Annotated in this window: 19 protein-coding genes and 5 tRNA genes; 6 read left to right on the top strand and 18 right to left on the bottom strand. The window is 61.5% G+C overall.

The window, feature by feature from the left end:
* Nucleotides 1–2 precede the first annotated feature (2 nt).
* The 7 genes from ACZ0AI_RS01490 to leuC form a co-directional block, all read right to left on the bottom strand.
* Complete coding sequence (locus ACZ0AI_RS01490) at nt 3–2,861, bottom strand: motility hub landmark protein FimV (RefSeq protein ID WP_463564243.1); 2,859 nt, start codon at nt 2,859–2,861, stop codon at nt 3–5.
* Between the two features lie 145 nt (nt 2,862–3,006).
* Nucleotides 3,007–4,017: an aspartate-semialdehyde dehydrogenase gene (locus ACZ0AI_RS01485; RefSeq protein WP_463564242.1), complete on the bottom strand. Its 1,011-nt coding sequence runs from the start codon at nt 4,015–4,017 to the stop codon at nt 3,007–3,009.
* 137 nt (nt 4,018–4,154) lie between these two features.
* A complete protein-coding gene (asd, locus tag ACZ0AI_RS01480; protein WP_463564241.1) occupies nt 4,155–5,267 on the bottom strand; it encodes an aspartate-semialdehyde dehydrogenase in 1,113 nt (370 codons plus the stop codon).
* A 54-nt stretch (nt 5,268–5,321) separates the two neighbouring features.
* Nucleotides 5,322–6,404 carry a 3-isopropylmalate dehydrogenase gene (gene leuB, locus ACZ0AI_RS01475; RefSeq protein WP_463564240.1) on the bottom strand — a complete coding sequence of 361 codons (1,083 nt, stop codon included), beginning with the start codon at nt 6,402–6,404 and terminating at the stop codon, nt 5,322–5,324.
* A gap of 168 nt (nt 6,405–6,572) precedes the next feature.
* The gene (locus tag ACZ0AI_RS01470) at nt 6,573–7,331 is read right to left on the bottom strand and encodes a class I SAM-dependent methyltransferase (RefSeq protein WP_463564239.1); all 759 of its coding nucleotides are present in this window, start codon (nt 7,329–7,331) and stop codon (nt 6,573–6,575) included.
* Between the two features lie 27 nt (nt 7,332–7,358).
* Complete coding sequence (gene leuD / locus ACZ0AI_RS01465) at nt 7,359–8,006, bottom strand: 3-isopropylmalate dehydratase small subunit (RefSeq protein ID WP_463564238.1); 648 nt, start codon at nt 8,004–8,006, stop codon at nt 7,359–7,361.
* Nucleotides 8,007–8,016: 10 nt separating this feature from the next.
* Complete coding sequence (gene leuC / locus ACZ0AI_RS01460) at nt 8,017–9,444, bottom strand: 3-isopropylmalate dehydratase large subunit (RefSeq protein WP_463564237.1); 1,428 nt, start codon at nt 9,442–9,444, stop codon at nt 8,017–8,019.
* A 156-nt stretch (nt 9,445–9,600) separates the two neighbouring features.
* Here leuC and ACZ0AI_RS01455 point away from each other — a divergent pair, with 156 nt between their 5' ends.
* Both ACZ0AI_RS01455 and ACZ0AI_RS01450 read left to right on the top strand, forming a co-directional pair.
* A complete protein-coding gene (locus tag ACZ0AI_RS01455; protein WP_463564236.1) occupies nt 9,601–10,506 on the top strand; it encodes a LysR family transcriptional regulator in 906 nt (301 codons plus the stop codon).
* Nucleotides 10,507–10,587: 81 nt separating this feature from the next.
* Nucleotides 10,588–13,515 carry an EAL domain-containing protein gene (locus ACZ0AI_RS01450; RefSeq protein ID WP_463569928.1) on the top strand — a complete coding sequence of 976 codons (2,928 nt, stop codon included), beginning with the start codon at nt 10,588–10,590 and terminating at the stop codon, nt 13,513–13,515.
* A 52-nt stretch (nt 13,516–13,567) separates the two neighbouring features.
* On the opposite strand, the gene ACZ0AI_RS01445 is transcribed toward ACZ0AI_RS01450, so the two are convergent.
* Nucleotides 13,568–14,014: an Hsp20 family protein gene (locus ACZ0AI_RS01445; protein ID WP_463564234.1), complete on the bottom strand. Its 447-nt coding sequence runs from the start codon at nt 14,012–14,014 to the stop codon at nt 13,568–13,570.
* A gap of 116 nt (nt 14,015–14,130) precedes the next feature.
* Here ACZ0AI_RS01445 and ACZ0AI_RS01440 point away from each other — a divergent pair, with 116 nt between their 5' ends.
* Nucleotides 14,131–14,877: an SDR family oxidoreductase gene (locus tag ACZ0AI_RS01440; protein WP_463564233.1), complete on the top strand. Its 747-nt coding sequence runs from the start codon at nt 14,131–14,133 to the stop codon at nt 14,875–14,877.
* A gap of 9 nt (nt 14,878–14,886) precedes the next feature.
* Here the strand turns inward: ACZ0AI_RS01440 and ACZ0AI_RS01435 are convergent, their stop codons facing one another.
* Complete coding sequence (locus ACZ0AI_RS01435) at nt 14,887–15,864, bottom strand: tRNA dihydrouridine synthase (RefSeq protein WP_463564232.1); 978 nt, start codon at nt 15,862–15,864, stop codon at nt 14,887–14,889.
* A gap of 174 nt (nt 15,865–16,038) precedes the next feature.
* Between ACZ0AI_RS01435 and ACZ0AI_RS01430 the strand changes: the two genes are divergently transcribed.
* Nucleotides 16,039–16,434, top strand: a complete 396-nt coding sequence (locus ACZ0AI_RS01430) for a hypothetical protein (RefSeq protein ID WP_463564231.1) — start codon at nt 16,039–16,041, stop codon at nt 16,432–16,434.
* Between the two features lie 3 nt (nt 16,435–16,437).
* Here ACZ0AI_RS01430 and ACZ0AI_RS01425 read toward each other — a convergent pair whose 3' ends face one another.
* From ACZ0AI_RS01425 to uvrB, 8 genes are all read right to left on the bottom strand, one after another.
* Nucleotides 16,438–16,872: an acyl-CoA thioesterase gene (locus tag ACZ0AI_RS01425; protein WP_463564230.1), complete on the bottom strand. Its 435-nt coding sequence runs from the start codon at nt 16,870–16,872 to the stop codon at nt 16,438–16,440.
* Nucleotides 16,873–17,117: 245 nt separating this feature from the next.
* A tRNA-Glu gene (locus ACZ0AI_RS01420) sits at nt 17,118–17,193 on the bottom strand.
* A gap of 47 nt (nt 17,194–17,240) precedes the next feature.
* A tRNA-Ala gene (locus ACZ0AI_RS01415) sits at nt 17,241–17,316 on the bottom strand.
* A 49-nt stretch (nt 17,317–17,365) separates the two neighbouring features.
* Nucleotides 17,366–17,441 (bottom strand) — tRNA-Glu (locus ACZ0AI_RS01410).
* Between the two features lie 57 nt (nt 17,442–17,498).
* Nucleotides 17,499–17,574, bottom strand: a tRNA-Ala gene (locus tag ACZ0AI_RS01405).
* A gap of 146 nt (nt 17,575–17,720) precedes the next feature.
* Nucleotides 17,721–19,202, bottom strand: a complete 1,482-nt coding sequence (gene gltX / locus ACZ0AI_RS01400; protein ID WP_463564229.1) for a glutamate--tRNA ligase — start codon at nt 19,200–19,202, stop codon at nt 17,721–17,723.
* 152 nt (nt 19,203–19,354) lie between these two features.
* Nucleotides 19,355–19,873 carry a nucleoside 2-deoxyribosyltransferase gene (locus tag ACZ0AI_RS01395; RefSeq protein WP_463564228.1) on the bottom strand — a complete coding sequence of 173 codons (519 nt, stop codon included), beginning with the start codon at nt 19,871–19,873 and terminating at the stop codon, nt 19,355–19,357.
* Complete coding sequence (gene uvrB, locus ACZ0AI_RS01390) at nt 19,870–21,885, bottom strand: excinuclease ABC subunit UvrB (RefSeq protein ID WP_463564227.1); 2,016 nt, start codon at nt 21,883–21,885, stop codon at nt 19,870–19,872. Before uvrB ends, ACZ0AI_RS01395 begins: the two co-directional genes overlap by 4 nt.
* A 327-nt stretch (nt 21,886–22,212) precedes the next feature.
* On the opposite strand from uvrB, the gene ACZ0AI_RS01385 reads away from it, so the two are divergent.
* Both ACZ0AI_RS01385 and ACZ0AI_RS01380 read left to right on the top strand, forming a co-directional pair.
* Nucleotides 22,213–23,409, top strand: a complete 1,197-nt coding sequence (locus ACZ0AI_RS01385; RefSeq protein ID WP_463564226.1) for an amino acid aminotransferase — start codon at nt 22,213–22,215, stop codon at nt 23,407–23,409.
* A gap of 67 nt (nt 23,410–23,476) precedes the next feature.
* Nucleotides 23,477–23,552: transfer RNA gene (locus ACZ0AI_RS01380), tRNA-Asn, on the top strand.
* Nucleotides 23,553–24,107: 555 nt separating this feature from the next.
* Here the strand turns inward: ACZ0AI_RS01380 and ACZ0AI_RS01375 are convergent.
* Nucleotides 24,108–25,514 (bottom strand): sigma-54-dependent transcriptional regulator, encoded by a 1,407-nt coding sequence (locus ACZ0AI_RS01375; protein WP_463564225.1) that lies wholly within the window; start codon nt 25,512–25,514, stop codon nt 24,108–24,110.
* Nucleotides 25,515–25,516 lie beyond the last annotated feature (2 nt).

Here is a 25,516-nt window from a genome sequence, read left to right as displayed (position 1 = left end):
TATCAAACCAGTTTGCCGATCAGCTCACGCGCTTCCTGCTGCTGACCATCGTTACCTTCGGCGATCACTTCATCGAGGATGTCACGGGCACCCTCGGAATCACCCATATCAATGTAGGCGCGCGCCAGATCCAGCTTGGTCGCGGTCTCGTCGGTGCCCGAGAGGAAGTCGAAATCCTCGTCATCGTCGAGCGATGAGGTATCCGCCTGATGGCTTTCCGGCTCAAGCTTGCCTTGCTGCTCCAGGCTCTCAGCCAACTGGTCAAGTTCGGCCGTCACATCATCGAGCTGAGCGGCGAAGCTGGCACCGGTGCCTGGAGCCGGCGCGTCGTCATTGAGTGACAGATCGAAATCGGCAGGCAGACCAAAATCATCCTGTGGCTTTTCATCTGGCAGCGACAAGGAGAAATCAGCCAAGCCGTCGTTGGCTGAGGCCTTGTCGGCGTCATCGTCGAGACTCAGCAGGAAATCATCATCCTGAGCCGCTGCCGTAGTGGCAGGCGAGTCAAGGTCAAGACTGAAATCGGCCAGCTCACCGCCCAACTCCTGACGATTGTCGGCTTCATCGCCGAGATCCAGATCAAAAGCTACAGCGTCATCCTTGGTTGTGGCCGACTGCTTGGGAGCCTGCAGATCCAGATCGGAGTCCAGGCCCAGGGTATCGATTTCGTCGAAACGATTGGCGCTCTGGGGCGTGGCCTGCGAGTCAGAGGCGAATTCGGCTTCGAGTGCATCCAAATCGAGATCGAAAGCGTCATCGGCAGGTTGCGCTGCGACCGGCTTGGCGGGCTCATCCAGCGCCAGATCGTCCAGGCTGAAGGAGTCCAGGTCATCGGCAGCAGCAGCGCCAGCCAGAGTAGCGCCACCAAGCAGCACCATGGCCGGGTAGCGGCTTTTCAACTGCTCGACTTCGGCGTTGGCACCGCCGATTTCACGAAGTTCGTTTTCCTGACGTGCGAAACCTTCACGGTCACCCAGTTCGGCATAGACCTCCATCAGTTTGAGACGCAGATCGGTACGATGCGGCTCGTCGTTGATCGCGTTGTGTAGCAACTCTGCAGCCTGATTGAAGCGGCCATAGGCGATATAGATGTCGGCCTCACCCATGGCATCACCGGTTTGCGCGACGACACGATCCTCACCTACTGGCTGCAGTGGTGCTGCCAGGTCATCAGGCAGGTCGTTCAGACTGTCGGCAGGCAGCTCCATGTCGCTATCGAAACGATGGGTATCTTCCTGATACACAGCCAGGCTCTCTTCCTCCTCGGCTTCCTTGCGCGCCTTACGGCGCGACAGGATCAGCAGCACCAGTAGCAGTGCCAACAGCAAGCTGCCACCGACCAAACCTAGCAGCATCGGATTGGCCAGCAAGTTGTCGAGGGCGCTGTCCTCTTCGACCGGCTCAGGGGCGGGAGCTACCACCTCTGGGGCCTGGGTAACGACAGGAGCGGCTGGTTCGACGGGTGCCGGCGCAGGAGTTACAGCAGGATCTTCGGCTGGTGAAGCGCCATCGGCGGGTACAGCCGGGGCGGCATCGGTACCAGGCTGTGCAGCAGACTCACCGCTCAGCGGGGTCTCGGCTACCGGCTCAGCCGGAACGACCGGTGTTTCAGCCGAAGGCGCGACAGGTGTGGACGCCTCGCTACCTGGCGCACCAGCTGGCGTGTCAGTCGCCTGATCTGGGCTAGCAGGTGCCGCTGCTGCGCCTGCAGTATCTGCGGCACCAGCGACCTGCCCGGCAGGAGCCGACACATCAGCCTGCAACTTGGCCAGTTGGTTATCTTTCAGTTGAATCAGCCGCTGCAATTTGTCGAGCTGGCTTTGCAGATCAGTCATGCGGTCTTTCAGTTCGTCGTTTTCACGACGGGTTGAATCCAGGCTTTCCTGGGTGACCGCCAGTTGATTGCTCAACGCTGCACTGTTGTTGGAACCGTTTTCGCTACCTGCAGTGGCCTTACCCGCATCGGCAGCCAGCAGTTTGAGCTTATCTTCAGCCTGCACCTCGGCAGGTGCGGCGCCGGTGCCGGTACGGCGCGTAGCATCGATCTGCCGTGTACCAGCGGCTGCCGGTGCGCTGCGCACCTGGCGCCAGGCACTGTTCTGCTCGTTTACCTGAGCCAACGCCTCGGCCTGGCTGCGGCGGGCGACTTGCTGCTCGTCCGGCAGACGCAGTACCTGGCCGCTCTTCATGCGGTTGATGTTGCCACCGATGAATGCATCCGGATTGAGATCCTGAATGGCGAGCATCGCTTGATGGACACTGCCATTACCGCGAGCACGTTGAGCAACTTCCCACAATGTGTCGTTGGTATTGGTGCGGTATTCGCCACTCTGCGCCGCTGCAGCGCTTGGTGCGGCAGGCGTCGTAGGTGCAGTAGCGCGCGGCGGTGTGACCGACGCAGCAGGACGTGGTGCCGGAGCGGCGACCGGCAATTGCGGCGCGGCAGCGGCCTGAGGGGAATAAAGAGGCGGATCGAGCAGCAGCGTGTATTCACGCAGCAGACGGCCATTTGGCCACAGCACTTCCACGAGGAAATTCAGGTAGGGCTCGCGAACCGGTTTGGTCGAGGTAACACGAATCACGCTCTTGCCGTTCGGTTTGACGATAGGCGTGAACTTGAGGTCGGTCAGGAAATACTGGCGATCGACACCGGCCTTGTTGAACTCTTCCGGCGAGGCGAGCGCAGGGCGCATTTCCGCCGCGGAAAGATCACGCACATCCAGGAGTTCAATTTCTGCCACCAGAGGCTGGTTCAGAGACGACTGGAGCGTCAGCTCGCCGACACCCAACGCATGCGCCATACCGGAAGACAACGCCGTCGCGGCAGCGATAGCCAGTACCAGTTTACGAACCCGAACCATAGCCTTTTCCTTTGTGTTAACTGCTCTCGCACAACGAGAGGGTTGGTGATCGTCGGCTGCCCTTTACAGGCCCCCCAGCCAACAATCAGCGCGCTCAGTATTTGCCAAGCTCGAATAGATCTTCAAATTTCCGCATAAGTATCTTTTACAGATGGTGTTTTATCAATAACTCGCCCAGTTGCACGGCATTCAAAGCCGCACCTTTTCGCACATTATCAGACGCAATCCACAAAGTGAGTTCGCAGGGGTCGTCCAAACCGCGCCGCACGCGGCCTACGTACACCTCATCCTGGCCGACGGCGTCACCGATAACGGTCGGATAATCCCCCGCATCGACCAGCTCGATACCGGCTGCCGCATCCAGCACAGCGATAACCTTATCCAGCTCTACAGGTGTAGATGACTGCACCGTTACGCTCAAGCTGTCGCCAAAGAATACCGGCACCTGGTGACAGCTGACCGCGACACTCAGTGAGGCATCATCTAACAGCGCCTTGATGTCTTCGTTGACGCGGCGCTCGATGCGACCGTGCCCCTCTGCATCCGGCTCATCGACCTGGGCCAGGACGTTGAAGGCCATTTGCCGATCGAACAGACGCGGCTCGAACGAACGGCCATTGAGCAACTCGGCCGTCTGCCGAGCCAGTTCGGACACCCCCTCCCGGCCACGGCTGGAAACCGCCAGCCCGGCGTTGATCACCAGCCGACGCACCGATACTTGCTCCCTCAAGGCGGCGAGCACCAGCGTTACCGCCACGGCTACCGAAGAAGGGCTGGTGAGCATGAATGGCGCCTCACGCCCCTCGAGCACAGCGGCATTGACCTCGGGAACGACCCGCGGCGCCTGCTCGTTGGGCAACGCACCGGTCACGTCGATCAGCGAACAGCCGGCCTTGCGCACCGCGTCGACGTGGGCCAGCGTGACGGCCTGATCGGCGGCGAAGAACACCAGCTTCGCAGCGCGAAAATCAAAACCGTCCAAGGCACGTACACGCAGATTGCGCCCTTTGTAGGCTAGCGTACGACCTGCAGATTCGCTGCTGGCGAGCAGATGCAAATCACCAACCGGGAAATCCCGCTCTGCGAGAGTTTGCAGCAGGGATTCACCGACGCTGCCGGTGGCGCCGACGATGGCGATATCAAAGGTAGAAGTCATGAGGAGAGGCTGATGCTCGATAGCTGAAACAGACCCGGCACTCTACCGAAAAGCAAAGGGGCGAGCGATGGCAATCGCAAAGCGACCACCATCCACCCGCCCCTTCACGACACGCCTGGCAGCGCGCCGTCAGCAGATCAACGCTCCAGCAAGATCCGCAGCATGCGGCGCAGCGGCTCTGCCGCGCCCCACAGCAGTTGGTCGCCCACGGTGAAGGCGCCCAGGTACTGCGAGCCCATGTTGAGCTTGCGCAGACGGCCCACTGGCACGCTCAGGGTGCCGGTAACGGCGGTCGGGCCGAGATCACGAATGCTCGCTTCGCGGTGGTTCGGCACCAGCTTGACCCACGGGTTGTGCTGGCTGATCAGACCTTCGATGTCGGACAGCGGCACGTCCTTGTTCAGCTTGATGGTCAGCGCCTGGCTGTGGCAGCGCATGGCGCCGATACGGACGCAGATACCATCGACCGGGATCGGGTTCTTGAAGCGGCCAAGAATCTTGTTGGTTTCCGCCTGGGCCTTCCACTCTTCGCGGCTCTGCCCATTAGGCAGCTCCTTGTCGATGTAGGAAATCAGGCTGCCGGCCAGCGGCACGCCGAAGTTGTCGACCGGGAACGCATCGCCGCGCATGGCCTCGGCCACCTTGCGGTCGATGTCGAGGATGGCGCTGGCCGGATCGGCCAGGTCGTCGGCGACACTGGCGTTGACGGCGCCCATCTGCTTGATCAGCTCGCGCATGTTCTGCGCGCCGGCACCCGAGGCCGCCTGATAGGTCATGGCGCTCATCCACTCGACCAGGCCGGCTTCGTAGAGGCCGCCCAGGGCCATCAGCATCAGGCTGACGGTGCAGTTACCGCCAATGTAGTTGCGCGTGCCGAGGTCGAGCTGATGGTCGATGACCTTACGGTTGACCGGGTCGAGCACGATCACCGCGTCGTCGGCCATGCGCAGCGAGGACGCCGCATCGATCCAGTAGCCATTCCAGCCGGCTTCGCGCAGCTTGGGGAAAACTTCGTTGGTGTAGTCGCCACCCTGACAGGTGAGAATCACGTCCAGACCTTTCAGCTCATCGATGCTGTAGGCATCCTTGAGCGTCTCGGTTTCCTTGCCGATGGCCGGGCCTTGGCCGCCGACATTGGAGGTGGTGAAGAACACTGGCTCGATCAGATCGAAATCCTGTTCTTCCAGCATGCGCTGCATGAGCACGGAACCCACCATGCCACGCCAACCGATCAGACCTACACGTTTCATAACCACTACACCTATATGAACAAACCGCCGGACACTTTCCAGCGGCCTGGAAGATTACAGACTACGCAGCGCTTCGACTACCGCATCACCCATTGCCGCAGTGCCGACCTTGGTCGTACCTGCCGAATGGATATCGCCGGTACGCAGGCCCTGGTCGAGCACGCGGCTCACGGCCAGCTCGATGGCATCGGCTGCCTGGGTCTGGTTGAAGCTGTAACGCAGCAGCATGGACACCGACAGGATGGTCGCCAACGGGTTGGCAATGCCCTGCCCGGCGATATCTGGCGCCGAACCGTGGCAAGGCTCGTACATGCCCTTGTTGTTGGCATCCAGCGAAGCGGACGGCAGCATGCCGATGGAACCGGTCAGCATCGATGCCTCGTCGGAGAGGATGTCGCCGAACATGTTGTCGGTAACGATCACGTCGAACTGCTTGGGCGCACGCACCAGCTGCATGGCGGCATTGTCGACGTACATGTGGCTCAGCTCGACATCCGGGTAATCCTTGGCCACTTCCTCGACCACGGTGCGCCACAGTTGGCTGGACGCCAGCACGTTGGCCTTATCGACCGAGCACAGCTTGTTGCCACGCACGCGGGCCATGTCGAAACCGACCTTGGCGATGCGGCGGATCTCGCTTTCGCTGTAGGGCAGCGTGTCATAGGCCATGCGCTCGCCATTATCGAGCACTTTGCTCTCGCGGGGCTGACCGAAGTAGATGCCACCGGTCAGCTCACGCACGATGAGGATGTCCAGGCCAGCGACCACTTCGGGCTTGAGCGACGAGGCATCGGCCAGTTGCGGATAGAGGATGGCCGGGCGCAGGTTGGCGAACAGGCCCAGTTGCGAACGGATCTTCAGCAGGCCACGTTCCGGGCGAATGGCCGGATCGATCTTGTCCCACTTCGGGCCACCCACGGCGCCGAGCAGCACGGCATCGGCAGCGCGCGCGCGCTCCAGGGTTTCGTCGGCCAGCGGCACGCCGTACTTGTCTACCGCGGCACCACCCAGTTCGTCGAACGACAGCTCGACGTCCAGCGCGAACTTGTCGTTGGCCAGGCGCAGCACCTTGACCGCTTCGGCCATGATTTCAGGGCCGATACCGTCACCGGGGAGAACCAGAATCTGCTTGCTCATCGCTATTTCCTTCACGAAGCTCGAGGCGCATGCGCTAAACGGCAAACGCGACATTTAGAAACCTGAGCGGGCCTGCGCCTATCGCCCTGCCGCGAGGGGCGCCATGTTCGGCGCCTGCGGGGCATGGGTCAATGGGGCGCCAGGCCCGTTCGCTGATAACACGTAACCTTATTTTTCCGCCCAGAGCACCAGCACATCGGTGCTGAACGAGCCATCGGCGGCGACCTCGAAGTACTCGCGCACTTCCTCGCCCATCGCAGCCTGCAAGGCCAGAATGGCCTCACGCATGACCGCCGGAGTGCGCATGCGCTCGACCCACGATGCGAATTCCAGATGCAGACGCTGACGGGTATGACTGCGCACTTGCAGGCCGGCCTCGCTGATCTGCTGCAGCCATTCAGCCGACGAGTAGTCACGCACGTGACTGGTATCACGCAGCACTTCGACGCTCTGCAGGTAGGTATCCAGAAGTGGCCTGCCCGGCGAGGCGACATCGATGAATGCCGCCACGCCTCCCGGCTTGAGCACCCGGCGCACTTCGCGCAGGGCAACCGCCAGGTCGCTCCAGTGATGCGCCGAGTAACGACTGAACACGAAGTCGAACTCGCCATCGGTAAATGGCAGCGACTCCACAGCGCCATGCACCGTACGCAGATTGTTCGGGCCGCGCTCGGCGGCAGCCTTGTCGACCACTGCGAGCATCTGCGCAGAGAGGTCATACGCCACCACTTCACCAACCAGCGGCGCGACCTGAAAGCTGACATGGCCGGCGCCACAACCCAGATCCAGCACGCGAGCATCGCTTCGCCCTGCTACCTCGGCCTGCAACAGAGCGAACTCGCTGCCCTGTGCATGCACGGCGCTATTGAGATAAGCGTTGGCCTGCTCACCAAACTGGCGCTGCACCACCTGCTCGTGACCTGACATCTATGCTGCTCCTTGAAGACCGCTGGCTTACTTGATCGCGCCGAACAACCAGGGCTGACGCTGCTGATAACCGACTTCGAACGCGCGAATCGCGTCAGCGTCCTGCAGGGTCAGGCCGATGTCATCGAGGCCGTTGAGCAGGCAATGCTTGCGGAAGGCATCGACTTCGAAACGGTACTGCATGCCATCGGGACGGGTGACGGTCTGCGCCGCGAGGTCGACGGTCAGTTGATAGCCTTCCTGAGCTTCGGCCTGCTCGAACAAGGCATCGACCTCCTCCTCAGCCAGAATGATCGGCAGCAGGCCGTTCTTGAAGCTGTTGTTGAAGAAGATATCGGCGAAGCTCGGTGCGATCACGGTACGGAAGCCATACTCGTCTAGCGCCCAAGGCGCGTGCTCGCGGCTCGAACCACAGCCGAAGTTCTCGCGGGCCAGCAGCACGCTAGCGCCCTGATAACGCGGGAAGTTCAGCACGAAGTCCTTGTTGATCGGCCGGTTGGAGTTGTCCTGATTCGGCTGCCCGACATCCAGATAACGCCACTCGTCGAACAGGTTCGGGCCAAAGCCGGTGCGCTTGATCGACTTGAGAAACTGCTTGGGGATGATCTGGTCGGTGTCGACGTTGGCGCGATCCAGCGGAGCGACCAGGCCAGTGTGTTGAGTGAAAGGTGTCATGTCGTGCTCCTCAGGCCTGGATCAATTCGCGAACGTCGATGAAGCGACCGGTCACCGCCGCAGCGGCAGCCATGGCCGGGCTGACCAAGTGGGTACGGCCACCGGCGCCCTGGCGGCCTTCGAAGTTGCGGTTGGAGGTCGACGCGCAATGCTCGCCGTTGCCGAGTTTGTCCGGGTTCATCGCCAGGCACATGGAGCAGCCTGGCTCACGCCATTCGAAGCCGGCCTCGATGAAGATCTTGTCCAACCCTTCGCTTTCCGCCTGGGCCTTGACCAGACCGGAGCCCGGAACCACCAGCGCCTGCTTGATAGTGCTGGCGACCTTGCGACCCTTGGCCACTTCAGCGGCGGCGCGCAGGTCTTCGATGCGCGAGTTGGTGCAGGAACCGATGAACACGCGATCGAGCTGGATATCGGTGATCGGCTGATTGGCAGCGAGGCCCATGTACTTAAGGGCGCGGGTGATCGAATCCTTTTTCACCGGGTCGTTTTCACGGGCCGGATCCGGGACGTTCTGATCGACGGCCAGCACCATCTCGGGCGAAGTACCCCAGCTGACCTGCGGCTTGATGTCTTCGGCACGCAGCTCGACCACAGTGTCGAAATCCGCGTCGGCATCGGACACCAAATCATGCCATACGGCGGCCGCCTGCTCCCAGTGCTCGCCTTTCGGCGAAAACGGACGGCCCTTGACGTAGTCCAGAGTCTTTTCATCCACCGCGACCAGACCAACGCGGGCACCGGCTTCGATCGACATGTTGCAGATGGTCATGCGGCCTTCGAGGGACAGCTCGCGGATCGCGCTGCCGGCAAACTCCAGCGCATGGCCGTTACCGCCAGCGGTGCCGATCTTGCCGATCACCGCGAGTACGATGTCCTTGGCGGTGACGCCGAACGGCAACTTGCCTTCGACCCGCACCTGCATGTTCTTCATTTTCTTGGCGACCAGACACTGGGTGGCGAGCACGTGCTCGACCTCGGATGTACCAATGCCATGGGCCAGCGCGCCGAATGCGCCATGGGTAGAGGTGTGCGAGTCGCCGCAGACCACGGTCATGCCCGGCAAGGTGGCGCCCTGCTCCGGGCCGACGACGTGAACGATGCCCTGACGCACGTCGTTCATCTTGAATTCAAGAATGCCGAAGTCGTCGCAGTTCTCATCCAGCGTCCTGACCTGAATACGCGAGACTTCATCGGCGATGGCGTCCAGGCCACCGAGACGCTCGACGCGAGTGGTCGGCACGTTGTGGTCGGGGGTGGCGATGTTGGCATCGATGCGCCAGGGTTTGCGCTGGGCCAGACGCAGACCTTCGAAGGCTTGGGGCGACGTCACTTCGTGAAGAATGTGGCGGTCGATGTAGATCAGCGACGAACCGTCGTCGCGTCGCTTCACTTCGTGCATTTCCCACAACTTGTCGTAGAGCGTCTTGCCTGCCATCAGCCTGTCCTCATCGGTCTTTCTATGCCAGGGCAATAGCCCTTTGGCTTATGGGGTAATCCTACGACCCGGCGTCAAATTACTCAAATTCATATTTTTCATCCAAAGCATTCCCTGACAGAATGCGGCGATCCTCGATTCAGCCTCGGAACCCCAATGGATCTCGCCACCCTCAACGCGTTCATCGCCATCGCCGAACTTGGCAGCTTTTCCGAGGCTGCGGTGCGCCTGCACCTTACCCAGCCCGCAGTGAGCAAGCGCATCGCTAGCCTGGAACAGCAATTACGCGTGCGCCTGTTCGACCGCCTGGGCCGCGAAGTGAGCCTGACCGAGGCCGGCCGCGCCTTGTTGCCACGCGCCTACCAGATTCTAAACGTGCTGGAAGACACCCGCCGAGCGCTGACCAACCTCAACGGCGAGATAACTGGCCGCCTGACACTCGCCACCAGCCACCATATCGGCCTGCACCGCTTGCCGCCGCTGCTGCGCGCCTTCACCCGCGCTCATCCGCAGGTAGCCTTGGACATCCAGTTTCTCGATTCGGAAGTCGCCTACGACGAGGTGTTCCATGGTCGCGCCGAGCTGGCGGTCATCACTCTTGCGCCGGATACTCGCGAGCCGGTACGCGCCGTGGCGGTATGGGACGACCCCCTGGACTTCGTTACCGCCCCGGAGCACCCACTGGCGCAAAGCAGCGGCGTGACGCTGGCCGATGTCGCCCTGCACCCGGCGGTGTTTCCCGGTGGCAATACCTTCACCCACCACATTGTGCAGCGCCTGTTCGAGGCCGAAGATCTGACCCCCAATATCGCCATGAGCACCAACTACCTGGAAACCATCAAGATGATGGTGTCCATCGGCCTGGCCTGGAGTGTACTGCCGCGCACCATGCTCGATGAACAGGTCGCGCGCTTGCCTTTGCCGGGCATTCAGCTGTCGCGCCAGCTGGGCTATATCGTGCATACGGAGCGCACGCTGTCCAACGCTGCCAGGGCCTTTATGCAGTTACTCGACAGCCATCGTGACAGCCTTGCTTTCGCGCCCGAGCAAAGGCTAACGTGATGCCTAGGCAGGCCATCTACAGACCGCACCAAGGTGCGCGTTACACAGAGGTTCTGCCATCCTTTTTGTAGAGGAAGGGTTATGGGCAACTCCAATGACAAACGCCCGCCATTGCCCTACGTCCCGGCACTCGACCCAGCCGAGTTCGAGAAGACCTGGCACGACTCCCAGCACCTGCTGGCCGCCCTCAATGGCGCCGGCCTCGGTGCCTGGTTCTGGAACGTCGACACTGGCGAAGTGAACTGGTCACGCGGGGCGCAAAAGCTGTTCGGTATCGACCCCAACAGCCCGCTGAGCGCGCCCGTCGATTACATGGCACTGATCCCCGAAGAAGAACGCACGGAAGTGATGCGCATGTTCCAGGCCGTGCTCGACGGCTCGCCCACCGCCGAGCCGATCCGCCACCGCATCCACTGGCCGGACGGCAGCCTGCGTTGGCTGGAAATCACCGGCAGCCTGCAGGCCGGCGAGGCCGGGCAGCACAAGATGTTCGGGGTGATCCGCGACATCAGCCGCCAGCGCGTTCAGGAGCAGGCCCTGGCCGATAGCCAGGAGCGCCTGCGCATGGCCCTCGAGTCGGCGGATCTTGGCACCTGGGACTGGCACATCTCTAGCAATACCATGTTCGCCTCGGCACGGGCGGCGACCTTGCACGGCCTGCCGGCCCAACCTTTCCATGGGCCATTCCTGGATTTTTTCGCCCACGTCCCCCTGCTTGAGCGTCAGACCATGCGCCAGGCCTACAGGGACTTGCTGCCGAACAGCGGGCAGGATTATCAGGTGACCTATCGCACCGTAGACCCGTACGGACAGACACATTATCTGGAGAGCACCGCCAAGCTGCATTGGAACGCACAGGGCCAGCCCGTGCGCATGACAGGGATCCTTATCGATACCAGCGAACGCACCTTACGCGAACAACGCCTGCAAGCCTCCGAACGCAAATTCGCCACGGTATTCCAGGCCAGCCCGGATCCCATCTGCGTAACGACACTGCCTGAAGGCCGCATTCTGGAGATCAACCCGGCGTTCGCCCAGACATTCGGCTGGCAATCGGCGGAAATTACCGGGCGCAACATATTCAAGCTCAAGCCTTGGCAAGCCCTGCCCGCTTCATCAGGCCTGCGACAGAAAATCCTCAACGGCACGGATCTCACCGACGAGCGCATCGACCTGATCGATCCACAGGGTCGCATCATGACCTGCGTGGTGTCGTGCCGGCGCCTAGAGCTCAGCGGGCAGCCCTGCGTACTGAGCAAATTTCGTGACATCACCGAGCAGCAGCGTGCCGAGGCGGCACTCAAGGCCAGTCAGGAGAAGTTCTCCAAGGCCTTTCACTCCAGCCCGGATGCCATCACCATCACGACCCGCGACAGTGGGCGCTATATCGAGATAAATGACGGTTTCACCCGCCTGACCGGCTACAGCGCAGAGGAAGTGATTGGCCAAACGTCCGCACAAGTGAACATCTGGGCGGATTCCGATCAACGCCAACGCATGCTTGATGCGCTGCGCAGCGAAGGCCATATCCAGCGCATGGAAATGCGTGCCCGGGATCGCGACGGCAACTGTGTGGAAGTGGAAGTATCGGTCGAGCAGATCGAACTGGACGGGCAGCCCTGCCTGCTGGTCACAGCCCGCGACATCGGCGAACTCAAGGCTGCCCAAGCGCAGATCCAGCACCTGGCCTACCACGACTCGTTGACCAACCTGCCCAATCGTGCCCTGCTGATGGATCGCCTGACCCAGCAGATCGCCCTGCTACAACGCCATGGGCTACGCGGCGCCCTGCTATTTCTCGACCTCGATCACTTCAAGCACATCAACGATTCGCTCGGCCATCCGGTCGGTGATGCGGTACTCAAGCTGATCACCGCACGCCTGGAGGTCAGCGTGCGCGAGGAAGATACCGTGGCGCGCCTCGGCGGTGATGAGTTCGTGGTGCTGCTGACGGGCATCGACGGCACGCTCAGCCAGGTTATCAGTCATGCCCGTAGCGCCGCCGACAAACTGCGCACATTGCTGAGCGAACCGATGCTGGTCGACGGCCACCGCCTGCAGGTCACGCCAAGCATAGGCATCGCACTGATCCCGAACCATGGGCAAACTCCAGCAGACCTACTCAAGCGCGCAGACATCGCCCTGTATCGCGCCAAGGACTCCGGCCGCAATGCCATCCAGCTGTTCCACAGCACCATGCAGCACGCCGCCAGCGAGCGCTTGCGCCTCGAGAACGAGCTGCGCATGGCCCTGGCCCGCGGTGAATTCGAGCTCTATTTCCAACCCCAGGTGGACGCGCGAAAGGATCAGATCATTGGCGCCGAAGCGCTGCTGCGCTGGGCGCATCCGACGCTTGGGGAGCAATCACCGGCACTGTTCATACATGTGCTGGAAGAAAGCGGGTTGATTCTCGAGGTCGGCGCCTGGGTAATGCTCGAGGCCTGCCACGTCTGCGCCCAGTTGCTGGAAGAGCAGATCATCGACGAGAACTTCAGCCTCTGCGTCAACATCAGCACCCGGCAGTTCCGCCAGAACGACTTCGTCGAACGGGTCGAGCATTGCCTGCGCAAGAACAGATTGCCGCTGGGCATGCTCAAGCTGGAGATCACCGAGGGTATCGTCATCCAGGATATCGATGACACCATCGCCAAAATGAACCGCCTGCGCAACCTGGGTGTGAGTTTCGCCATGGACGACTTCGGAACCGGCTACTCGTCGCTCACCTACCTAAAACGCTTGCCGGTGGACGTGTTGAAAATCGACCAGTCGTTCGTACGCGATGCCACCAGCAACCCCAGCGATGCGGAAATCATTCGCGCCGTCCTGGCGCTTGGCCTGAGCCTGGGCCTGGGGGTCATCGCCGAAGGCGTGGAGCAACAAAGCCAGCTGGACTTCCTACAGAGCCAGGGTTGCCACTGCTACCAGGGTTACCTGTTCAGCCGGCCCCTGCCCTTGGCCGAGTTCCGCGCCCTGCTGGCTCACAGCATGCAGCGCCCACTCCTCGACTGAATGAGAAAAGGCGCCAAATAGGCGCCTTTTCTTTCATTGCCGAATTGGCAGATCAGCTCTCCAGCACCGGGCGCGCAGCGCCAATGGGGATACGCTTGGCCTTGGCCTCTTCCGGAACCAGACGCTCCAGTTCGATATTGAGCAGGCCGTTGATCAGATTGGCGCCCTTGACTTCGATATGGTCGGCCAATCGGAACGACAGCTTGAAGGAACGCTGGGCGATGCCCTGATACAGGTAGGTAACATTGTCGCCATTGCCCGCGCGCTTGCCTCCGGTCACGGTCAGCACACCGCGCTCGACCTGCAGATCCAGGTCTTCATCCTGGAAACCGGCCGCAGCGATGACGATACGATACTGATCATCGGCATGCTTTTCGACGTTGTAGGGCGGGTAGCTGCTGCCCGTCTCGTTGCGCATCGCCGACTCGAACAGGTCGTTGAAGCGGTCGAAGCCAATGGACTGACGAAAGAGTGGGGTCATGGAAAATGCGTTGCTCATGTGAATCTCCTGATTTTTCAGCGAGTGATAAGGTGCGAGACCCGACTTCGGCATCCCGCAGTACTGAAAATGTGGATGGCCAAAAAAATTTCAAGGGCTGAAAAACGGAGTTTTCGATGAGCAAAGTGATCCTGATTACCGGTGCCAGCCGAGGCATCGGCGCCGCTACTACTCGCCTGGCCGCGCAGCACGGCTATGCGGTGGCGATCAACTATCGCCAACAGGCCTGCGCCGCCGAGGCACTGGTTGCCGACATCACTCGTGCGGGCGGCAGGGCCATTGCGCTGCAGGCGGATGTGGCAGACGAGGCGCAGGTAAAACGACTCTTTGCCGAGATCGATGAGCGCCTGGGGCGTCTCGACGTACTGGTCAACAACGCCGGCATCCTCGAGCAGCAGATGCGCCTGGAAGCGATGAGCCTGGAGCGCTGGCAGCGGGTCTTCGCCACCAACGTGTTTGGCAGCTTTCTGTGCAACCGCGAAGCAGTGAAGCGCATGTCCACCCGCCAGGGCGGTCGCGGCGGCGCCATCGTCAACGTTTCATCGATCGCCGCCCGCCTCGGCGCGCCGGAGGAATACATCGATTACGCGGCCGCCAAAGGTGCCGTCGACAGCATGACGATTGGCCTGGCCAAGGAGCTGGCCGCCGACGGCATCCGGGTCAACGCGGTGCGCCCTGGCGTGATCGACACCGAGATCCACGCCAGTGGCGGCGAGCCGCAACGTGTCGCCCGCGTTGCCAGGAGCATTCCCCTGGCGCGCGGCGGGCTTGCAGAAGAAGTGGCCGAGGCCATCCTGTGGCTGGCCAGTGAACAGGCCTCCTATACCACCGGCTCACTGCTCGACGTCAGCGGCGGCCGTTGAACAGCCTGACTAAATCGCCTGGCGCTCCGGCTCGCGCGGCGCAAAAGCGACGCCAAGCAGCGCATCGATGTGCTCGCAGCTGGTTTCCCGGCGCAGCTGGGCGAACAGTTCCACGGCTTGCGGATAGCTGCGCGTGAGCATGGCCAGCCACTGCTTCAGCCGGCCCGGCGCGTAGCGTGGCGACATCTTGCGCCGCGCCTGCAGCCAGAAGTCGGCCAACAGCGGCTGCAACTCCTCCCAGGTCATCACCCCGGCATCCTGCCCTGCTCGAGCGGCAGCGATCTGCCGGGCCAGATCAGGCCGCGCCACCACGCCGCGACCGAGCATGATGTCCTCGACGCCGCTCACCTCGCGGCAGCGCCGCCAGTCTTCCAGCGACCAGATATCACCGTTGGCATAAACCGGAACCGCTACCGCCTCCTGAACGCGCGCCACCCACTCCCAGTGGGCCGGAGGCTTGTAACCCTCGACCTTGGTACGCGCATGCACGACGATCTGCGACGCGCCGCCTTCGGCGAGTGCCTGGGCACAATCGATGGCCCAGTCCTTGTGATCAAAACCCAAGCGCATCTTGGCCGTTACCGGGATGGCGGCCGGCACGCTGCGGCGTACTTCGCAAAGGATCGCGTGCAGCAGCTCCGGCTCCTTGAGCAGCACCGCCCCGCCCCGCGATTTGTTCACGGTCTTGGCCGGGCAGCCGAAGTTGAGGTCGATCACCGGCGCGCCAAGCTTGCAGGCGTAGGCGGCGTTGTCGCCGAGGCATTGCGGATCGGAGCCAAGCAACTGCACGCGCAGCGGAGTGCCCGCAGCAGTCCTGGCACCCTTGAACAGCTCGGGAGCCAGCTTGCGATAGGCAGACTTCGGGAGCACGCGGTCATTGACGCGGATGAACTCAGTCACACACCAGTCGATGCCGCCCACCTGAGTCAGCACATCGCGAAGGATTTCATCGACCAATCCTTCCATGGGCGCCAAGGCGATCTGCATAGTGATTCTCTCGAAAAATGACTGAAGCCTGGCAAGCAGAGGCTGTCCGTGACGCCCCGTAAAAACGGCGCGTAGTGTAACGGTGCCCGACCAAGCAGCACAGCCACCGGCGAGCTGAACGTACGCCTGTCGCGCGCAGTCCATTGCAGTACCGATGTATCGCCTGGAGCGACCATGAGCCGACTTCTGCTGACCGGCAGCCTGCTTGCACTGCTATTGCCCGCTGCGCCTGCCGCCTTTGCTGCAACCCCAATCTTCGAGGGCGCGCCGCTTGATCCGGCAACCAGCGCCAAACTTATCGTCAGCCGCGACCGTAACGCCCCCAATGCCTGCGATTTGCAATTGCGCGTGGACGAGCAACTGCTGGTGCCAATACCGGCGGGCGAAAGCGTGACCCTGGATGTACCTAGCGGCGAGCGCAGCATCGTGCTCACGCCTTCGCGGGAGGGCTTCTGCGCAGAGATCGACCTGGTCAGCAGCCAGTCGATCCTCCTGCAGCCTGGCGAAGTGCGGCGCTACCAGGCGATCTATGAAGAGCAGAAGCTGTTTCTGGCGCCGCAGCAGCAATAGTACCTAGAGCGGCAGCAACGCCTTGCCGTAGCCTTCGATGAACTCGGCAGGCATGCGTTTTGGCCTGCCAGTGGACAGTTCGATGCAGACGAAGGTGGTTTTTGCGCGTAGCAGCGTAGCGCCGTCGTGCGGGCGAACCAGTTGGAAGCAGCGATCCATCTTCAAGCGTTGGTCGGACTCGACGATCCAGGTGCCTATCAGCAGTTCCTGCCCCTCGTAGGCGCTGCTCAGGTAATCGATCTCGTGGCGCACTACCGCCATGGCGCGATCGAGGCGTCGGTACTCGACCAGATCCAGCCCGAGCGACTGCGAGTGGCGCCAGGCGCAACGCTCCAGCCAGGTCACGTAGACGGCATTGTTGGCGTGCCCGAGACCGTCGATGTCCTCACTGCCGACCAGCAGCTCTAGGGTGAAGGGGCTGGGGCGATCCCAGTTCACGAACAACGCATCTTGTTGCAGACCCGCTCACGCGCCAGTCGTTCCACGGCACCCATTGTCAGTTTCATGCAACGCTCCTCTATCGATCAGCCCCTGTTCAGATCCAGACATTAGGGGCTTTGCTTGCCACCACGCAAGCCGCATCGAGCGTCACGCCTCTGATCACCACGGTTTTTCGAGCGCACAAAAACAAAAGGGCCACTTCGTGAGAAGTGACCCTTAAAAATCCCGCAGAGCGGGCAAACTGGCGTCCCCTAGGGGACTCGAACCCCTGTTACCGCCGTGAAAGGGCGGTGTCCTAGGCCACTAGACGAAGGGGACGAAACCTTCGAAGAACAAGGCCAGCACTAGGCTGGCCTGTCGTGGATTGGTGGAGCTAGACGGGATCGAACCGTCGACCTCTTGCATGCCATGCAAGCGCTCTCCCAGCTGAGCTATAGCCCCAGAACCTTTCGGTCTGGCTGCAATGCCGAGGCACTGCAGCTGGAAATAATGGCGTCCCCTAGGGGACTCGAACCCCTGTTACCGCCGTGAAAGGGCGGTGTCCTAGGCCACTAGACGAAGGGGACGCAAAGCCCTTCTTTACAACCAACCTGTTCATAAGAACCGGTTGTGGCTATCGAGATTGGTGGAGCTAGACGGGATCGAACCGTCGACCTCTTGCATGCCATGCAAGCGCTCTCCCAGCTGAGCTATAGCCCCATCTCGAGGACGGGGCGCATGTTAAGTGCGCCCCTGCACCCTGTCAACAAAATTCTAGCCGGTGGTGCGTTTTTTTTCGCTGACATAACAAACACTTACCGAACAACCCAGGCGCCTCCAAAACAGAGGCGACCGGCGGCCAGGCATTAGACGATGCTTGCCAGGAGTTTTTCCCATTCCTTGTTCTCTTTCTTCGACACACCACCGAGTAGCTCGATGGCCTGACGGAGACGGAAACGAGTGAGATCCGGGCCGAGAATTTCCATGGCATCGAGCACCGACACCGAGCTGGCCTGCCCGGTCACGGCCGCGAACATCAGCGGCATGGCATCGCGCAGCTTCAGCTCCAAGTGTTCGACCACTGCCTGAATGCAGCCGGTGATAGGCTCTTTCTCCCACTGCCGCAGGGCTTCGAGCTTCCACAGGATCAGTTGCATGAGCTGGCGCACCTGATCGTCAGAGAGCTTCTTGTGAGCGAACAGCGCCTTGTCCGGCTGCACGCCGCCGGCGAAGAAGAAGCCCGCCAGCGGGGCGATCTGACTGAAGGTTTCTACCCTGCCCTGCACATGCGGGGCGATCTGCATCAGGTAGTCGCTGTTGAAGGCCCACTTCTGCGCGCCAGCGGCGAACTCTTCGACGCTCAGCTCACGCATCCACTGGCCATTGAGCCAGGACAGCTTCTCCAGATCGAAGATCGGCCCACCCAGGGAAACACGCTGCACGTCGAAGTTCGCAATCATCTCGTCCAGGGTGAATTTTTCGCGCTCGTCGGGCATCGACCAGCCCATACGCCCCAGGTAGTTGAGCATCGCCTGCGGCAGGAAGCCCATGCGCTCGTAGAAGGTGATCGAGGTCGGGTTCTTGCGCTTGGAGAGCTTGCTCTTGTCCGGATTGCGCAGCAGCGGCATGTAGCACAGCTGCGGTTTTTCCCAACCGAAGTACTCGTACAGCAGGATCAGCTTGGGCGCCGACGGCAGCCACTCTTCACCGCGCAGAACGTGAGTGATCTTCATCAGATGGTCGTCGACCACGTTGGCGAGGAAGTAGGTTGGCAGGCCGTCGGTCTTCATCAGCACCTGCATGTCCATGCGATCCCACGGAATCTCGACATCGCCGCGCAGCATGTCCGGCACCACGCAGATGCCCTCGCTCGGCACCTTCATGCGGATCACATGGGGCTCACCGGCCGCCAGGCGACGCTGCACGTCCTCTTGGGACAGCAGCAGCCCACGGCCGTCGTAGCGCGGCGTCTCGCCACGGGCGGTCTGCTCGGCACGCATCTGGTCGAGTTCTTCCGGGGTGCAGAAGCAGTAGAAGGCATGGCCTTTCGCGACCAGCTCCAACGCGTACTTGCGGTAGATCTCACCGCGCTCGCTCTGCCGATATGGGCCATAAGGGCCGCCAACGTCCGGGCCTTCGTTCCACTCGATGCCCAACCAGCGCAGGGCGTCATAGATCTGCTGTTCCGACTCGCGGGTCGAACGCACCTGATCGGTATCCTCGATGCGCAGGATGAACTCGCCACCGTGCTGCTTGGCAAAGCACAGATTGAACAGGGCGATGTAGGCGGTGCCAACATGGGGATCGCCAGTAGGCGACGGTGCGATACGAGTACGGACGGTGGTCATGGAAAATCCCGATACAAAGGGGCGAAAACCACCATCAGGCAGAACCAGAGAGGCTTTCGCGGAAAGTGCGAATAGTAGCAGGGCCAACAGGGTCGGCTCCAGCAAACGCAACGGTCAGACCGCAGTCTCGATACGGCTAAACCTGCGCCGTCTTACTGCTCAGGCAACACGCGCTGCAGATACCGGCTTAACGCCAACACGGCTTCCTCGGCACTGGCACTACAGCCCGCCCAGGAACAGGCGAGCATCAGGTTGCGCGGCAAGCCGAAATCCTCGATCAAGAAACCCTGCGCATCGTGCCCCTGATCGTTGCCTGGCAGCCAGTCACGCATGGCGCCCTGCGGCTGGAAATAGGCCCAGACCGGTTTGCCTAGCGCCACCGCGGCGCCAATTTCGAAGGCGGTGCCCGAGTCAGGTTCGAAGCCCCTGAACAGGTTCAGGTTGGCCAGTACGGCGTCCGCCTCACGGATCATCGCCAGGTTCAGCCGACAGATCTGCATCGCGCAGTCGGCAGGCAAGAGCCCGGGCGCCACTTCATTATCGAACGGATAAAGGCCTTCCAGCCCCTGCTCGCGGCACAGTGCTTTCAGGTACTCGCCGCGCTCGACGGCGTCGGTTCTGAATACATCGAATCCGGCCAGATAGATCCGCGGCGCGCGACTCGTGCTCATAACGCCAATAACCGTTCACGCATCTTCTGGATTTCGTCGCGCATTTGCGCGGCGGCCTCGAACTCCAGATCACGCGCCAGTTGATACATCTTCTCTTCCAGCTGACGAATACGCTTGGTGATTTCCGAGGGCGAACGCAGCTCGGCTTCGTAACGGGCGCTCTCCTCGGCAGCCTTGGCCATGCCCTTGCGCTTTTTGCTGCGGGCACCGGGCACTACCGCACCTTCGAGAATGTCCTTAACGTCCTTGAATACCCCCTTGGGCACGATGCCATTCGCTTCGTTGAAGGCAATCTGCTTATCCCGGCGACGCTCGGTCTCGCCGATGGCGCGCTCCATGGAGCCGGTCATGCGATCCGCATAGAGGATGGCGCGACCATTGAGGTTACGGGCGGCACGACCGATGGTCTGAATCAACGAACGCTCGGAACGCAGGAAACCCTCCTTATCCGCATCGAGGATCGCCACCAGCGACACCTCGGGCATATCCAGGCCTTCACGCAGCAGGTTGATGCCCACCAGCACGTCAAAAGTACCAATGCGCAGATCGCGAATGATCTCGACGCGCTCCACCGTGTCGATATCCGAGTGCAGGTAGCGCACCCGAACCCCGTGATCACCCAGGTAGTCGGTCAGATCCTCGGCCATGCGCTTGGTCAATGTGGTCACCAGCACGCGCTCTTCCAGGGCAACACGCTTGCCGATTTCGGACAACAGATCATCGACCTGGGTGCGTGCCGGACGCACCTCGATCTGCGGATCGACCAGCCCCGTAGGCCGCACCACCTGCTCAATCACTCGCCCCGCATGGTCGGCCTCGTAAGGCCCGGGCGTTGCTGAAACGAAGATGGTCTGCGGGCTGGCCGCCTCCCATTCCTCGAAACGCATCGGCCGGTTATCCAACGCGGAAGGCAGGCGGAAGCCGTACTCGACCAAGGTTTCCTTACGCGAGCGGTCGCCTTTGTACATGGCGCCGACCTGCGGCACGCTGACGTGGGATTCGTCGATCACCAGCAAGGCTTCGGCAGGCAAATAGTCATAGAGCGTCGGTGGCGGCGCGCCCGAATCGCGTCCGGAGAGATAGCGGGAGTAGTTTTCAATGCCGTTGCAGTAACCCAACTCGAGGATCATCTCCAGATCGAAGCGGGTGCGCTGTTCGAGGCGCTGCGCTTCTACCAGTTTGTTGGCGCCGCGCAGGTAGTCCAGACGATCCTTGAGCTCGACCTTGATCTTCTCCATCGCCTCGAGCAGCGTGTCGCGGGGCGTCACGTAGTGGCTCTTGGGGTAGAAGGTGAAACGCGGCAGACGGCTGATCACCTCGCCGGTCAGCGGATCGAAGGCGCTAATGTTCTCGACCTCGTCATCGAACAGCTCGATGCGGATAGCCTCGAGGTCGGATTCGGCCGGAAAGACGTCAATCACATCGCCACGCACCCGAAAGGTCGCACGGGCGAAATCCATGTCGTTGCGCGTGTACTGCAGTTCAGCCAAGCGGCGCAGCAGCGCACGCTGATCCATCTTGTCGCCGCGGTCGAGGTGCAGCACCATTTTCAGGTACTCCTCGGGGCTGCCCAGGCCGTAGATCGAGGAGACGGTGCAGACCACGATGACGTCCTTGCGCTCGATCAGCGCCTTGGTCGCCGACAGACGCATCTGCTCGATGTGGTCGTTGATCGACGCATCCTTCTCGATGAAGGTGTCCGACGACGGCACATAGGCCTCGGGCTGGTAGTAGTCGTAGTAGGAGACGAAGTACTCCACCGCGTTGTTCGGGAAGAACGACTTGAACTCGCCATACAGCTGTGCCGCCAGGGTCTTGTTCGGCGCCAGCACCAGCGTAGGTCGCTGCACCTTGGCGATCACGTTGGCGATGCTGAAGGTCTTGCCGGAGCCCGTCACGCCGAGCAGCGTCTGGTGCGACAGGCCTGCCTCCAGGCCCTCGATCATCTGCCGGATCGCCTCGGGCTGATCGCCGGCTGGCTGGAAACGGGTGACCAGTTGGAACTCGGACATAAATACCTCAAAAGGCTGTGACGCCGCGAAAGAGCTGGCGTCATACCTGGTGTACGCTGTCGCGACACAGAATATGGGCCGCTATACTAACGGCCCGCTTGCGCAACCCCTAGTCTCAGTTGCCGGGGTTGCTAAGAACGTGTTCACGATCTAGCGAGCTAGAGCCATGCAAGGCAAAAACAGGCGAGGAAACGGAGTTTACTGGTGTAAATGAGCATTCCGAGCCTGTTTTTAACGCCGCAGGGCCGACGCACAGCAGATCATGAACAGGTTCTAAGAACGTAAATCCGTTTCTAAACCCACCCTCACTACAGAGCTGCCGCCCTCATGAGTCTGTTCTCCGCCGTCGAAATGGCTCCGCGCGATCCTATCCTGGGCCTCAACGAAGCATTCAACGCCGATACACGCACTGACAAGGTCAACCTTGGCGTGGGTGTCTACACCAACGAAGAAGGTCGCATTCCCCTGCTGCGTGCAGTGATCGAAGCGGAAACCGCCTTGACCGCCGCCCACGCGCCCCGTGGCTACCTGCCGATCGAAGGCATCGCTGCCTACGACAAGGCCGTGCAGACGCTGCTGCTGGGCCGCGACTCGCCGCTGATCCAGCAAGGCCGCGTGATCACCACCCAGGCCATCGGCGGCACCGGCGCTCTGAAAACCGGCGCTGATTTTCTCAAGCGCCTGCTGCCTGACGCGACCGTCGCCATCAGCGATCCGAGCTGGGAAAACCACCGCGCGCTGTTCGAAACCGCTGGTTTCCCGGTACGCAATTACCGCTACTACGACGCCTTCAGCAATGGCGTCAACCGTGGCGGCCTGCTCGAAGACCTGAAGAACCTGCCGGCCCGCTCCATCGTCGTCCTGCACGCCTGCTGCCACAACCCTACCGGGGTCGACCTGACGCCTGAAGACTGGCAAGCCGTGCTGGAAATCGTGCGCGAGCGCGAACATGTGCCCTTCCTCGATATCGCCTACCAGGGTTTCGGCGACGGTATTGAAGAAGACGCCGCCGCGGTGCGTTTGTTCGCCCAATCTGGCCTGACCTTCTTCGTCTCCAGCTCGTTCTCCAAATCCTTCTCGCTGTATGGCGAGCGTGTCGGCGCCCTGACCATCGTCACCGGCGACCAGGAAGAGACCGGCCGCGTGCTGTCGCAGGTCAAACGCGTGATTCGCACCAACTACTCCAACCCGCCGACCCATGGCGCCAGCGTAGTCGCTGCCGTACTCAACAGCCCTGAGCTGCGCGTGATGTGGGAAACCGAACTGGGTGAAATGCGCGATCGCATCCGCACCATGCGCCTGGCCATGGTCGAGCAACTGGCAGCCCTGAACGCCAAGCGTGACTTCGGCTTCGTCGCCGAACAGCGCGGCATGTTCTCCTACTCCGGGCTGACCACCGAGCAGGTCGAACGCCTGCGCAGTGAGTTCGGCATCTACGCCGTGGGTACCGGCCGCATCTGCGTGGCCGCACTGAACACTCGCAATCTGCCAGTCGTCACCAAGGCTATCGCCGAAGTGCTTTGAGTGGATGCAGGGGAAGCCGGCAGATGCTTGACTTCCCCTTCGTAATCAGTAGGATACGCGTCGCTGTTCCGCGATAGCTCAGTTGGTAGAGCAAATGACTGTTAATCATTGGGTCCCTGGTTCGAGTCCAGGTCGTGGAGCCAAATTCAAGAAACCCGGTCGATAGGCCGGGTTTTTTATTGCCTGCGGACTCTCACCAGGGACTGCGTCCCAGGTTATTCGCTACGCTCCCCCCTTCGGGGCCGCGCTAAAGCGCGTTCAGCTGCGCTGTCGAGTCCAGGTCGTGGAGCCAAACTCAAGAAACCCGGTCGATAGGCCAGGTTTTTTATTGCCTGCGGACTCTCACCAGGGACTGCGTCCCAGGTTATTCGCTGCGCTCACCCCTTCGGGGCCGCGCAGAAGCGCGTTCAGCTGCGCTGTCGCGTCCAGGTCGTGGAGCCAAATTCGAAAGCCTCGGTGAAAACCGGAGCTTTTTGTACCCGCTGGATTTCTCGATAACGGACTTCCAGGCATGCACAAACGTAGGGTGGGTTAGCGCCGCCGGCCCTGGTCATCTCAAGCACTACACTCTCGGCGCGGCGCGTAACCCACCAAACGATAGGCCACCATAGAGTCCAGGCTGGATCAAGGCAGGCTTTCAGAGCGCCTCCTGGGCATCACCTTGTGATGACCGCGTCACAGTGGCGCTTTACTCGCACTCAGCTTGCGTAAAGATAAGCCTCGACATCCATCCCGGCATCGCGCATCTGCGCCAGCTTGTAGCGCAAGGTACGAGGGCTGATGCCCAGCCTCTCGGCTGCCTCCTTGCGACGGCCTCGCTCGGCGCGCAAGGTGTCGATGATCACCTGGTACTCGCGGCGCCGCAGATCTTCTCCCAGCGCACCGTCCATCATTGCCGGTTCCGATAGCGGCACTGCAGCCATAGCAGACACCACAGCCAGTGGCTGCGCTGCTTGAGCCATAGGGGCAAAGCCAATCGGCGCAGTCAGGCAAAGGTCATGAGGCTCGATAACCCCACTCTGCTGGAGGATGACCGCACGCTGGATGGCATTGTCCAGCTCACGCACGTTGCCCGGCCAGGCATGGCTCGTCAGGCAGGCGATCGCTTGAGCGGAAAGGCGCAGCGGCGCGAGGTTCATCTTGCGTACGTATTTGTTCAGCAGACGTTCGGCCAGCGGCAGGATATCCGCCGGGCGTTCACGCAGGGGGCGCCAGGCCAGCGGGAAGACAGACAACCGATAGAATAGATCCTCACGGAAGCGCCCTGCCGCAACCTCCACCGCCAAATCACGGTTGCTGGTCGCCAGCACTCGAATATCCAGGCTGATCGGTTTACGCGCCCCGACCCGTTCGACCTCACGCTCCTGCAGCACACGCAATAGCTTGGCTTGCAGAGCGAGGGGCATTTCAGAAATCTCGTCGAGCAGAATGGTGCCGCCTTCGGCCAGCTCGAACTTGCCTGGCGCACTGGCTACAGCACCGGTGAATGCGCCTTTCTCATGCCCAAATAGCGTGGCCTCTAGCATGTTGTCCGGAATTGCCGCGCAGTTGATGGCAACGAACGGCCCAGTTGATCGCGGGGACTGCTGATGGAGGTAACGTGCCAGCACCTCTTTGCCGGTACCCGACTCGCCGGTGATCAGCACAGTGGAATCGCTGCGAGCCACCCGCGCAGCCAACTCCAATAACTGCAGGCTGGCCGGTTCTCGAGCGACTGGCCCGTCCTGCTCCAGCCCGCCAGCAAGGCCCAGGGCATGCCGTGCGACCAGTGCCAGCAGTACCTTGGGCTCGAACGGTTTGACCAGGTAATCGGCGGCGCCGCGACGCATCGCTTCGACCGCACGCTCCACGGCGCCAAAAGCAGTCATCAACAACACCGGCAATTGTGGCTGCCGCTGGCGAATCACCAACAGCAGTTGATGGCCATCCATACCCGGCATGTTGACATCACTGATCACCAGTCCGAATGGCTCTTCGGCGATGGCAATCAGCGCGGCTTCAGCACAGTCGACCGCACGATAGTCATGACCGCCCAACTCCAGAGTGTCCGCCAGGGCTTCGCGCAGCGCACGGTCATCTTCAACTAACAGGATTTTGGCAGCCATGG

The sequence above is a fragment of the Pseudomonas sp. AC355 genome, assembly GCF_979258205.1.
This window is presented reverse-complemented; position numbering and strand designations above follow the sequence as displayed.